The 13034-nt window shown below is 41.1% G+C and carries 12 protein-coding genes; 2 read left to right on the top strand and 10 right to left on the bottom strand.

The genetic code is table 11. The annotated features are described in order from the left end of the window. Nucleotides 1-133: 133 nt before the first annotated feature. The 6 genes from fghA to B2V22_RS03645 all read right to left on the bottom strand — a co-directional run bounded on the left by fghA (nt 134) and on the right by B2V22_RS03645 (nt 6727). Entirely contained in the window at nt 134-967 is an 834-nt protein-coding gene (gene fghA / locus B2V22_RS03670) for an S-formylglutathione hydrolase (protein ID WP_290490630.1), read from the bottom strand. Between the two features lie 6 nt (nt 968-973). Further along, the gene (locus B2V22_RS03665; protein WP_290490629.1) at nt 974-2089 is read right to left on the bottom strand and encodes an S-(hydroxymethyl)glutathione dehydrogenase/class III alcohol dehydrogenase; all 1116 of its coding nucleotides are present in this window, start codon (nt 2087-2089) and stop codon (nt 974-976) included. Between the two features lie 562 nt (nt 2090-2651). Continuing rightward, complete coding sequence (locus B2V22_RS03660; protein WP_290490628.1) at nt 2652-3872, bottom strand: class I SAM-dependent rRNA methyltransferase; 1221 nt, start codon at nt 3870-3872, stop codon at nt 2652-2654. Next, nucleotides 3865-4515 carry a VanZ family protein gene (locus B2V22_RS03655; protein WP_290490627.1) on the bottom strand — a complete coding sequence of 217 codons (651 nt, stop codon included), beginning with the start codon at nt 4513-4515 and terminating at the stop codon, nt 3865-3867. The genes B2V22_RS03660 and B2V22_RS03655 overlap by 8 nt, the downstream gene beginning before the upstream one ends. Nucleotides 4516-4556: 41 nt before the next feature. Continuing rightward, nucleotides 4557-5999 carry a sensor histidine kinase gene (locus B2V22_RS03650; RefSeq protein ID WP_290490626.1) on the bottom strand — a complete coding sequence of 481 codons (1443 nt, stop codon included), beginning with the start codon at nt 5997-5999 and terminating at the stop codon, nt 4557-4559. Between the two features lie 2 nt (nt 6000-6001). After that, complete coding sequence (locus B2V22_RS03645; RefSeq protein WP_290490625.1) at nt 6002-6727, bottom strand: response regulator transcription factor; 726 nt, start codon at nt 6725-6727, stop codon at nt 6002-6004. A gap of 261 nt (nt 6728-6988) precedes the next feature. On the opposite strand from B2V22_RS03645, the gene B2V22_RS03640 reads away from it, so the two are divergent. Beyond that, nucleotides 6989-7369 (top strand): single-stranded DNA-binding protein, encoded by a 381-nt coding sequence (locus B2V22_RS03640; protein ID WP_290490624.1) that lies wholly within the window; start codon nt 6989-6991, stop codon nt 7367-7369. Nucleotides 7370-7538: 169 nt separating this feature from the next. Next, nucleotides 7539-7964 carry a DUF1772 domain-containing protein gene (locus B2V22_RS03635; RefSeq protein WP_290490623.1) on the top strand — a complete coding sequence of 142 codons (426 nt, stop codon included), beginning with the start codon at nt 7539-7541 and terminating at the stop codon, nt 7962-7964. A gap of 340 nt (nt 7965-8304) precedes the next feature. On the opposite strand, the gene whiA is transcribed toward B2V22_RS03635, so the two are convergent. From whiA to B2V22_RS03615, 4 genes are all read right to left on the bottom strand, one after another. Beyond that, the gene (gene whiA / locus B2V22_RS03630; protein WP_290490622.1) at nt 8305-9249 is read right to left on the bottom strand and encodes a DNA-binding protein WhiA; all 945 of its coding nucleotides are present in this window, start codon (nt 9247-9249) and stop codon (nt 8305-8307) included. A 24-nt stretch (nt 9250-9273) separates the two neighbouring features. Then, nucleotides 9274-10305 (bottom strand): gluconeogenesis factor YvcK family protein, encoded by a 1032-nt coding sequence (locus B2V22_RS03625; protein ID WP_290490621.1) that lies wholly within the window; start codon nt 10303-10305, stop codon nt 9274-9276. Further along, on the bottom strand, nt 10302-11189 hold the full coding sequence (gene rapZ, locus B2V22_RS03620) for an RNase adapter RapZ (RefSeq protein WP_290490620.1): 888 nt from the start codon (nt 11187-11189) through the stop codon (nt 10302-10304). Before rapZ ends, B2V22_RS03625 begins: the two co-directional genes overlap by 4 nt. A gap of 72 nt (nt 11190-11261) precedes the next feature. Continuing rightward, nucleotides 11262-12986: a phospho-sugar mutase gene (locus B2V22_RS03615; RefSeq protein WP_290490643.1), complete on the bottom strand. Its 1725-nt coding sequence runs from the start codon at nt 12984-12986 to the stop codon at nt 11262-11264. Nucleotides 12987-13034: the final 48 nt, after the last annotated feature.

Here is a 13034-nt window from a genome sequence, read left to right as displayed (position 1 = left end):
GTCTTATCATATTGATTCTTTCTGTTTAACGATTATTCATCCGTCCGATTTGAGCTAGCCCCTCTTTTTCCCAATCAAAAAACGCCCCTAAAGTAGCTTGTTCAAGTCTACTTCAAGGGACGTCATTGTTATGTTATTTTAAATGTTGTTTGTGGAAGGCGAAGTGTTCTTCTAAGAATGTTGCGATGAAGTAATAGCTATGGTCATAGCCTGCTACTTTTTGGTAATTGACTACTTGACCATTTTCCTCGGCGTTTTTGAGGAAATGGCTTTCGTCTAATTGTTCTGGATAGAATTCATCTTGGCTACCTTGGGTGATTAGAATTGATGGCGCGTCAACGTCTTTAATCAGTTCTGTAGCGTCCCATTCTTTCCAAGCGTCTTGATTTTCACCAAGATAAGTCGTGAAGGCTTTGATTCCCCACGGCACTTGGCTTGGGCTTAGAATTGGTGCAAAGGCAGAGATTGCTTTAAAGCGGTCGGCGTTTTTCAAGCCAATAACTAAGGCACCGTGTCCACCCATTGAATGGCCCATGATACTTTCTTGACCCGAATAATGAGGGATTAAATCGGCTGCGATTAGCCCCAATTCATCCACAAGATAATCATACATCTTGTAATGGTTGGCCCATGGTTCTTGTGTGGCGTTCAAATAGAATCCTGCCCCTTGACCAAGGTCATAAGCGTCGTCATCGGCAACATCGTCTCCGCGTGGTGATGTATCTGGAATCAAAACAGCTACTTGCTCTTTTTCAGCTAATCTTTGGAAACCACTTTTTTGACTAAAGTTATCGTCCGTACAAGTTAAACCAGATAAAAACCAAACGAGTGGGATTTCTTGCCCCTTTTCATTAGAGGGCAAGAATAGACTAAAAGTCATGTCGCATTGTAAGGTATTTGAGAAATGGCGGTATTTACGGTGTTCACCGCCAAAGGCACGATTGCTAGCAATCATTTCTAAAGTCAATTTTCATCACTCCCCGTAAGTCAACATGGTACGGATAGATTCACCTTTATGCAGCAGGTCAAACGCCTCATTGATGTCTGTGAAATCAAGGTTATGGGTGATAAACGAATCGATATCAATCTCACCGTTCATGTAATCTTGAACCATACCTGGTAGTTGCGTTCTACCTTTCACGCCACCAAAGGCAGACCCGCGCCATACACGACCTGTAACTAATTGGAAAGGACGTGTGTGGATTTCTTTACCTGCACCGGCAACTCCGATAATGACGCTTTCACCCCAACCTTTATGACAAGCTTCTAGGGCTGAACGCATCACGTCAACGTTTCCGATACACTCGAAACTGTAATCTACCCCACCGTCTGTCATTTCAATGATGACATCTTGGATTGGTTGGTCGAATTTAGATGGATTTAGGAAGTCAGTAGCACCCATTTTTTCAGCTAATTCAAACTTATCTTCGTTTAAGTCGATTACAATAATACGACTTGCTTTCGCTTGCACCAAACCTTGAATAGCCGCTAATCCAATAGCACCTAAACCAAATACAGCCGTCACAGCGCCTTCTTCTACTTTAGCGGTGTTATGGACTGCACCGATCCCAGTTGTGACACCACAACCAAATAGACCGACTTTATCAAGTGGCGCTTCCTTATCAATTTTCGCTAATGAAATCTCAGGAACGACTGTATACTCACTAAAAGTACTTGTCCCCATGTAATGGTAAATAGGCTTGCCATTATAAGAGAACCGCGTAGTACCATCGGGCATTAATCCTTTACCCTGCGTTTCACGGACAGCACTACATAAGTTTGTTTTACCAGAACGACAGAATTTACACTCCCCACATTCAGCCGTGTATAGCGGAATCACGTGGTCCCCTACCTCAACTGACGTCACTTCATCACCTACAGCAACAACCACACCAGCACCCTCATGGCCTAGTACAGCAGGGAATACACCCTCTGGATCATCACCCGATAAGGTAAAAGCATCCGTATGGCAAACAGAAGTATATAAAATCTTCACCAATACCTCTTTCGCCTTTGGTTCTTCAACATCAATTTCAACAATCTCCAGCGGTTCACCTGGATTAAATGCAACAGCAGCTCTACTTTTCACTCAAATTCCTACTTTCTGTTGTGTTTTTTCAGTTATTTATATTGTTATAATTACATACTACCATTTCTAGCACAATACTGACATTTATATCACTATCTCATTTTTTGGCAAAAGGGCTTCCGGATTTGAAGCTGATGAGTCATTTTACGAGAATTGAAATTGGTCAAGAATTGAGTCATTTAACCGACAACAATCTCTGGCCATTAATTTTACCCGGTACTTTCTAATGATGCACAAAAGTTCGCAAGCCAAAACGCGCTTCAAAATTTTTGAGCAGGTAATTTTCTACAAATTATATTTTAATTGAAACTTTTATGAGTAATTTTACCTTCAAGCTTAATCAAATGATAGTGTCTTTCTAGCCAAAGGATGAAGCTTTCCTAGCATGCCTTAACAGTGAAGACTCCAAGGTGCGAGAGCCGACGTCCAGAATGAGTCGTCAGAAAAGCCCTCAGAAATTTTTTCTGAGGGCGGTCCCACTACTAGTTGAGCTCTCTTCAAACGCATAGACATCCATATTCCCTACGTTCTGATTACAAATCTAGCAATGACTGAATGCTTATTATAATTTTTGGAAGATTTCTACTTTTAGGTAGTCACTTTCCGGGTTACCTTTTGGTGCCGGGAAGTCTACTGGTAAGCCAAAGTCAGCTACTGGCATGATGTCCACGCGTGCGTCATCTGAACCTTCACCAATTTGTTTAATGAAATCTTCTTTGGTCATGTTTGCGGCATTTGTTGAACTGACAAGGTAACCACCAGTATTTAAGATAGTTAAAGCTGAAGCAACTAAGTCCCGGTAGTCTTTGCTGGCTTGGAAAGTGTGTTTTTTCGTACGTGAGAATGAAGGTGGGTCAAGAACCACGATGTCAAAACGTAGATCATGTGTTTTTGCATAATCTAAGTAGTTGAATACATCCATCACGCGGACTTTATGTTGGTCACCGATTTCTAAACCGTTGGCTTGGAACTGCTCTTGAGTTAATTGTAGGCTTCGTTTTGCCACATCAACACTCATCGTTTCAGCTGCCCCACCTAGTGCTGCAGCGACAGAGAAGGCCCCTGTGTATGAGAACAAGTTCAGCAATGATTTGCCTGGTGCAATTTCAGTTTGAATGTAGTTACGAACGTTACGTTGGTCTAAGAAAATCCCTGTCATCCAACCATCATCAAGGCGAACGATGTAATTTACGCCGTTTTCTTGGATGGTTAAGGTTTCAGGAATGTCGCCTGCTAAAACTTCTGATTGCTTGGCGCTGCCTGTACCGTCTAAGTTGAATCTGTTTTTCCCAACAATGCCTTTAAGTTCTGGGAATACGTTGTTTAGGGCTTCAAGGATAATGTCTTTATAGCGGTAAATCCCTTCTGAATACCATTGAATCAGGGCGTAACCTGCGTACCAGTCGATTGTGAAACCGCCGATGCCGTCACCTTCACCGTTGAAAATACGGAAGGCAGTAGTCATGTCGTCGATTAATAGGGCCTGGCGTTGGTTCTTGGCTTCTTGTAATTTCGCTTGTACGAAATCAAGGTCACCAAGTAAGCCTGTGTCAGCGTTTTGGTCAGTTGTTAGGATCCAACCCACACCTTTATGTTGTTTGGCCATGTAGCCGTAGCCTAGGAATTCGTGGTCGATTCCGATGATTTCGACTAGTTCACCTTCAGTAAATGATGGTGGATTAACGAAGTCTTTTTCAGTTAAAAGGATTTGTCCTTTTTTCACTTGGGTGGTTGCCCATTTACGTAGTTCCTTTTTTGGTAATTGTGTGTTTTTTTTAGCCATTTGTATTTTTTCTCCCTTTTATGTACCTGTTGCTGATTTTCAAAATGTCATAGATCAGATAACCGATAATTACCCCTGCGCCATTAAAGATGACGTCATCTATATGACTCACGCCTGTTTCTAAATAAAATTGCATGGTTTCAATTGATACGGAAAATAACAATCCCCAAAGTAAAGTGATGAAGAAGGCACGCTTCATCTTAAAAATATAGGGGAACATCATTCCAAATGGAAAGAACCAAACAACATTTCCAAAGAAGTTATACCAGAAGGAAAATGCGGACCCATTTCTTAACTTAATAGTATCAACCAGTGGTACCCAATTTAGTTCATCCAGCGACCGTTCAAAATTAAAGGACGCCTGCCACCATTGCCAATCATAACGTAGTACGGTTAAATGTACCAACAATATTAAATATGTGGCAAAGGTAAATTTGATTACTTCTCTAAACCAGTCAATCGAATAATCTGTATTCTTAGACCGTTTATAGAAAATGATTCCTGCTTGAATAATCAGTAACGCAATCATATATAGAATGGTTTTATCCAAACTAAACAATGACAACTCTACTAAATGGAAATTTAAAATTCTTCCTGCAGAAATGTCTTCTAGCCATGTAAGTAACGGCCCTAAAAAATACATCTTGTTTCAATCCTTTTGTTACCAGTCGGATAGGTTAAATCCTAGTCGACCTTATTTTTTTCTGCTAGTGTTTCACGGTCGTAAAATACTAGGGTAAATATTGTCCCAACCCCAGCTTCACTTTCCACATGGATAGTGGCTTGATGTAGTTCAACGAGTTGTTTAACAATCGATAAACCTAAGCCAGATTCACCGAATTCGTTATTTTTCCGGGATATATCTGCTTTATAGAATCGCTCCCAGATATTTTCGACTTGTTCTTTCGTCATGCCCATACCTGAATCTTTTATTTTAATATAAGTTTCCCCATCTTGAAAGGCGCTGGACATAAAAATTTCGCCATAATCGGTAAATTGTACCGCATTTTGGGTGATATTGAAGATAATTTGGTGGAACCGGTCATAATCAGCATAAATTGGCACTTCGTCTGGCATATCTAATTCAAACTTGGTGTGCTTAGCTTTGGCTGTTTCTGATAATTGCAATGAAATATCCCTTAATACTTCGGCTGCATTGAATTTTGATTTCTTCAATACGATTTCATTAGACCGGATTTTTTCAATGTCCAAGTTTTCGTTGACTAGACGATTTAAGCGATTAGCTTCCTTGTACATCAAGTCCACAGACCGGTCGATTTTATTTTCTGGCAAAACTTTTTGTCTTAATCCTTCCAATAAACCAATCATAGTCGTTAGTGGGGTCCGGATTTCGTGGGCCACATCCATCATCAATTGACGGCGGATGTTTTCTTGCCGGTCGATTTCCACTTCAGCCTCCCCTAAGGCAACCGCCATTTGGTTAAAATCTTTGGCTAAATCGTCAAATTCATCAATATTATTAACCTCTAAACGAACGGAATAATCACCTTGGGCAATTTTTTGAGTGGCCTCTTGGATCCGGCGAATCCGTTTATTTTGATAGCCCGCAATAATGACTGAAAAAATGACCGCTATAATCAAGGCAATCATAATGCCTTTGACCACATTTTGCACCAGATTATCAATGATCGCATCGGATTTGCTAGAAGGCACCCCAATGACTAAGTAACCCGCAAAGGTCTGGTCTTCCGCATTGGTCAGCGGCATGAAGATTGCTAAAGCATCTCCGTCTTTTTCCGTAAAGCCCATTTCAAAGGTCCGTAAATTCAAATCGTGACCATTTTCAAGGGACTTCAATTCTTCATCAGTCAACTGATTGTTTGGAATAGTCTCCGCTTCATCGAGTGGATAAATCAATTTATTGTCCGCATTGAAGTATAATAATTTCATATTGGACGACTGGAGTAAGGGTTCCATTGAAGTTAAGAATTCCGTTGAAATGGTCTGCCCTGAAATAAATTGGGCAATGTCATTCAATTGTTGTTCTTGCCGTAGGAGCACTTGGTCCCTAGAAAAAGAAAACAAAGTCACCCCCATGGCTACTATGGTCATTCCAATAACCACTAGAAAGCTGAGGATTTGTTGGTAAAAGAAGTTCAATTTCATTGTTAAACACCAGTTTCGTCGAATTTATAGCCTACTCCCCAGACTGTTTGAATAAGTTGTGGCCCATACTCTTCCATTTTTTGACGTAGCTTTTTAATGTGGGCATCTACCGTACGCTCATCCCCGTAGAATGGATCTTCCCATAGCGTGGTCAGTAAGTGTTCCCGGGTAAATACTTGTTTTGGACGACCAGCCAATAATTGTAGGATTTCAAATTCTTTTGGCGTTAAGTGTTGAATTAATTGGTCGTTATAGAAGGCTTCACGGTTTTGGCTGTTGATCCGGATAAACTCTGTTTGGATGTCAAATTGGTCCGCCTTGCCCTTTTCCTCTGTGGCTTCAACTGAAGATTCAGTTAATTGGCTACGGCGGTATAGTGCACGCATCCGGGCCATAAAGGTGATTGGGTCAAAGGGTTTGGTCACGTAATCGTCTGCACCAAGGCCTAAACCAAGGACTTGCTCACTTTCTGCGTCTCGGGCAGTCAACATGATAATCGGCACTTGTTTATTTTGTTGGCGGATGTCACGACAGATTTGGATCCCATCTTTACTTGGTAAGTTTAAATCCAAAATCACCATTTCAATGGTCTCCTCGTTGGCTAAATAGTGTTGCCAGCCTTCTTCACCATCTTGGATAAAGGTCGCTTCCCAGTCTTTTTGTTGTTCAAAAAACATACTCATCATCTCTGCAACACTTTCGTTATCTTCAATCATCAAGATGTTCATGTTTTCGTCCTCCTTATAAGTCAAATTATTCCTTTAATATTTAGTCCAGCGCTACTATTGGGTGGTTTAGGGCAGCATTTCTATTCTCTTATATTGTACCCTAAAATCCATTACGACCGGCTATCTTTACCTATCTTTTGCCCTAATTTTATAAAATATCAAAAATTTGTGAACTTTTTGGGGGGAATTAGCGAATAAATACGTATGTAATAGATTGGAGGGGTAACCTCTATTGAGCCAGAAACATTAGGAGGATGAAAAATGAATCAAGTGCAATTAATCGGACGTCTAGCCAGAGAAGTCACTCTAACTGAAATTTCAAACAATCGACAAGTGGTCAATAATGCAGTAGCCATTAACCGCAAAGGGAAAGATGGGGCTGACTATGTCGACTTTATTCCTATTACCGCATGGAACGGGACGGCTAAACTCATTGATGCCTACATGCAAAAAGGCGATGAATTAGCGGTTGTTGGTCAATTACGTATGCGTCAGTTTGAAAACAAACAAGGTCAAAACGTTTCAACAATTGAGGTTCAAGTATCTGAAGTGACTTTCCTCCGTAAAAAAATCGGCGTTGATCAACCGCAAAACCCTGACGAACAATTAGTGGCCAATATCGAAACCCTGATTTTAGATTAATCCAGTAGCAAATTAGACTAGCTCAACTTAAATTTGGCCCCATCCTGATTTATCGAGCTCCCACTTTCCAGCAGAAACTTGTTCCAGTACAATAGACTTAATGATAGGCTATTAAAAATAGCTATTTGAAAACTATTGTAGCTAGGTTTTGGTTAGGGGGAAAGCGAGTATGTCTATTTTTCAAATTGTTTATGTCTTTTGCCTGGCCATCCAACTAGGCTTCTATTTTTCTTTCTCCAACACCATCATGCCCGTGCTTGGCAAACAAGCCAGAAACGTTGGGCAAAGAATCATGCAAGACATCAACAAACAGATTGAAAACGACCGATTTCTAGGCAGTTTTTTTGCACCGATATTTTTATTCATTGCGATGATTTTGCTAGGCAACCCCATTGGCTGGCAAATGTATCTGAGCTTTGTGATTTATTTTGTCGGCGTCATCGGTGTAACTATCGCCTACAATATGCCACTGAACCGCCAACTAGCTAACCGGAAAATCCGAATCGATTGGACTGACTTTGTCCAACAATGGTCTAGGTGGAACCATGTGAGAACTGGGTCTGCCCTAGTCGCCTTAGCCCTAGCCATCATCTAATAATTAGAGATACCACCAACTAATTATTCACTAAACCACTTCTAGTACCAGCTGGTCACCTGCACATGCATCAGCTATAGAAAAGGCCTTGTGGGTGAAGATTATGTTCACCCACAAGGCTTTTATCGTAAATTTTTTTAAACGTTTCTCCTGAGCAATCGTCTGGCTGAATGATTAGCCGATATTATGTAATACAAAGGAAAAAAATGACCAATACTGAATTTTGCCCCCTACTATAACCAACTGATTGGATACACGTAAATTGCAATCAAAAAAAGCGATTTTCAAGCAGTCACCCACTGTCAAATCGCTTCATTCTATCTATTCTTCTAAATTTATTCTATTGTGTCATTGCTGTATTTCTTAATTGCTCAGCGTATTGGTTAATCTTACGTAGTCGGTGGTTGACACCTGATTTAGAAATCGGTTCACCGTCAACCAGTTCCCCTAATTCTTTAATAGATGCCTCTGGGTTTTCCAACCGCAGTAAGGCAATCTCTTGTAATTTTTCAGGCAATTCACCGATCCCAACGGTTGATTGAATTAATTCGATATTTTCAACTTGTTTGGAGGCTGCCGTCACCGTCTTATTCAAGTTGGCATTCTCACAATTGACAATCCGATTGACAGAATTCCGCATGTCGCGAACAATCCGAATATCTTCAAACTTCAGCATAGAAGAAGTGGCCCCGATTAGGGCTAAGAAGTCAGCAATCTGTTCTGACCCTTTTAAATAGGCGATATAACCAGACCGACGTTCGACTGACCGCGCATTTAAATTAAACTGGTTCATCATCGTCACCAAGTCTTCGCAATGCTCTTCATATACTGAGTAAATTTCTAAATGATAAGCTGATTTTTCTGGATTATTCACTGACCCACCAGCCAAGAATGCCCCACGCAAGTATGACCTACTCCGTTGTTCATTTTCCATCATCTCGGCTGAAATATTTGGATTGATGACCAAATTATCTAGAATTTCTAAATCCTTCAAAATCTCCTCAACTCGGTCTTTCACCCGCACAATATAGATATTATTCTTTTTTAATTTCATTTTCTTCCGAACAACCAACTCACCGTGGGTATGAAAAAATTCCTTCAACAGTGAGTAGATTCGTCGTGCAATTGCGGCATTTTCTGTCTGTACATTTAAGATTAAATTTCCATCCATAATAGAAATTGATCCATTCATACGTAAAATGGCTGCTAGCTCTGAACGCGCGTGCTCATAGTCCACTGTTAGCTGAGTGAGTTCTTTCTTTACATCTCCTGCAAATGAAGCCACCAGCTCACCTCTTTCTTATTCACTTTATTTTATGCGATCATTCATGACATCCATAATAGCGCCCACTAATTTATCTTGGTTATGATAGACCCCACTCTTTTCAAGATTTAAAAAGTCACAGCCAACCACCTGACATTTTTGGTCTGCCAAGCCTTGACGGTCTTGCGTGATTTGAACTAAATAGTCCTTCTCACTGGCACCCTCCAAATATTCAAAGGGTACTGGGGTTTTATTCAATAGCACCGTGTCTATTGCTTTAGCCCCTAAGTGTTCGTTAATTACACGTACATGATCTGCATCTGAGAAATGCTCAGTCTCGCCAAGTTGTGTCATGATATTACAAATATAGACAACTTTAGCGGGCGTGTCAACAATTGCGTTTCGAATTTCCTCAATTGCCACGTTCGGCAAAATAGACGTGTATAAAGAACCCGGTCCCAGAATAACCATATCGGCCTGCATAATTTCTGACACCACTTCGCGCCCAGCACGCGGATTGGTGATTGGATTACCCAACTCATCCACTTGCGGTCGGTCATTGGCCAAGCGAACAGTCACTTCTTGAATTTGGTCAGGGTAGGCTACTACAGCTGTTTCCCCTTCAATCATAGTCCCATCTGCAAAGTGCCCTTGTAAAACAAGCGCCTCCTCACAAGCTGGCAAGACCTTGCCATCCACTTCCATCATATAAGAAAGTAAACGCATAGCGGCAAAGGTATCACCCCGCATTTCAGCAATGGCTGCAATGATTAAGTTCCCAATCGCGTGACCAGAAAATTCTTTATCTTCTTCACTAAAACGGTATTGAAATACATCCTTATATATTTTCTTCATGTCCGATAGTGCAACTAGGCAATTACGGATATCTCCTGGAGGAATTGTACTGACTGCATTACGTAAAGAGCCACTCGACCCACCATCATCAGCCACTGTGACGATGGCTGTGACATTACAATCAGCGTTCTTTAGCCCTTCCAACAAGATAGGAAGACCCGTTCCGCCTCCGATGACCGCAACCTTTGGTCGTCTACCCGGATGTGGATTCTTATTTATCACGATAGGTTCATCGACTCTTTTCTTTTTGTGCGATCACGGTGGATGATGTTGACCTGGTAACCTAGGTCTTGGATATGGTGAGCAACACGTTCAGTCAAGGCAATTGACCGATGCTGACCGCCTGTACAACCGATAGTGATCGTCAGACTAGACTTCCCTTCTTTTTCATATAAAGGTAATTCAAAATCTAATAAATCAGTAAATTTACGGTAGAAAGTCTCTGTTTCTGGTTGAGACATGACGTAGTCATAAACTGGTGCATCCAGCCCTGTCATTGGGCGTAGCTCATCGATATAATGCGGATTTGGTAAGAAACGGACGTCCATCACGATATCTGAATCAATGGGCAAACCATATTTGAATCCAAATGACATAACATTAACAGTGAAAGTTCCCTCATCTTCAGATTGGAATTCAGTCAACAATAACTCGCGGAATTTACGCGGTGTTAAGTTAGTCGTATCAATCACTGTAGATTCCTTACGAATATCATTTAATAAGGTTTTTTCTTTTTGAATCGCTTCTAAGACAGACACCCCATCTTTTTGAAGTGGGTGGGCACGGCGTGTTTCTTTATAACGAGCCACTAAAGTCTGATCATCCGCTTCTAGGAATAATACGGACATTTCAATGGTGTTCGTGTTGTCCATGCCATTAATCTCTGTTAATAACTCATCAAAGAATGAACGTGACCGTAAATCAATCACTAAACAGATTTTACTGATTTTACCTGTTTCTTTGATTAATTCCCAGAATTTAGGTAATAGTGACGGTGGCATATTATCCACGCAGTAGTAACCCATATCTTCAAAACTTTGTAGGGCGACCGTTTTACCGGCACCGCTCATACCTGTGATAATGACTAATTTTAGTTGATCATTCAATTTGTTTTTTCCTCCTTAAAGGGGAGATGCAAGGTTGCCCTTTTGTCGATAAAGTTGCCAGACAGCAAACGCTTAAGCCGTTAAGTCGTTTAAGGCTGCCTCATATGCCTTAACTTTTGCTTGAGTTGCTTCCAGTGAATCAGCGACCACCCCAATATAGAACTTAATTTTTGGTTCAGTACCTGATGGTCTGACGGCAATCCATGTTTCATCTGCTAGATAGTATTTCAATACATTCGATTTGTCCATGCCTAAGGCTTCAGTGGTACCGTCAGCAAATTGGCGCGTGTCCTGCAGGTAGTCTTCAGTTTCAACAACTGCTTGGCCAGCAATCTCGCTTAAGCCTTCCCCACGCAAATTATTTAGGATGGCTTCAATTTTCGCTGCACCCTCTTGACCTGGTAAGCTTACAGAAATTGTTTTTTCTTGGTAGGTACCGTATTCAGCAAACAAGTCTTGTAAGCCGTCGTAAGCTGTTTTACCTTGTTTCTTATAGAAGGCAGCTACTTCAGCTAATAGTAAAGTCGCTTGAACGGCATCTTTATCACGAACGAAGGCTTTCACTAAGTATCCGTAACTTTCTTCGAAACCAAATAGGAAAGTCTTGCTGCCGTCAGCTTCATAGTTTTTGATTTTTTCAGCAATAAATTTGAATCCAGTTAATACTTCAACTGTTTCAACACCAAATGATTTGGCAATCGTTGTTGGCATTTTACTTGATACAATTGAATTTAAAATCACACCGTTATCAGGTAATGTACCAGTATTTTTCTTAGCGGTTAAAATATAATGCGTCATTAAAGCAGCAATTTGGTTACCAGTAATCACTTGGTAGTCACCGTTTGGCAATTTCACAGCTGCACCCATACGGTCCGCATCCGGGTCGGTCGCGATTAAGATATCCGCGTCATTGTCCTTACCGTACTTTTCAGCCACTTCAAAAGCACCCGCTTCTTCAGGGTTTGGTGATTTAACCGTTGAAAAATCAGCATCCGGTTCTTTTTGCTCAGCCACATAGGTGACATTGGTAAACCCCGCGTCAGCTAAAGTCCGCTCCACCAACATTTGGCCAGTACCATGTAGCGGTGTATAAACGATAGATACTTGGTCAGCCATCTCGTCGATTACAGCTTGGTCTACTACAACAGACTTCATATTGTCTAAGTATTTTTGGTCGATTTCTTCACCAATAATGGTAATTGTCCCGTCAGCTTTAAGCGCTGCTTCATCGCCCACTTCAACAGTTAATGGGTTTTCAACCGCACGTACGTTAGCTGTTACAGCATCCGCGTCCACTGGTGGCATTTGTCCACCATCTTCCCCGTAAACCTTGAAACCGTTGTAGTCAGCCGGGTTGTGAGAAGCTGTAATCATAATCCCCGCAAAGGCATTTAATTCACGGACTGCAAATGACAATTCAGGCGTTGGGCGTAATGATTCAAATACGTAAGATTTAATTCCATGTGCCCCCAAAGTTTTCGCCGATTCCATAGCAAATTCAGGTGACATATGACGAGAATCGTAAGCAATCGCAACCCCACGGTCCTTCGCATCTTGACCATAATCTTCTAGTAAGTTAGCCAATCCTTCAGTCGCTTGACGAATGGTATAAATATTCATCCGGTTAATGCCGGCACCTAAAATCCCGCGCATACCAGCTGTACCAAAACTCAATGGTTGATAGAAAGCATCCTCAAGCAATTTTTCGTCAGCTTCAATAGACGCCAAATCCTCTTTCAAAGCACCATCTAAGTTCTCAAAATTACGCCATTGTAAGTAAGTTTCTTTCCAGTTCATCATATAGCCTCCCTAGTTTTAAAAGCGATAACATCTTAATCTTATTGT

This window comes from Aerococcus sp. UBA6277 (genome assembly GCF_002440555.1).
In the GTDB taxonomy this organism is placed as follows: Bacteria; Bacillota; Bacilli; order Lactobacillales; family Aerococcaceae; genus Aerococcus.
Note: the sequence above shows the minus strand (reverse complement) of the source record. Positions and strands in the feature narration are given on the sequence as shown.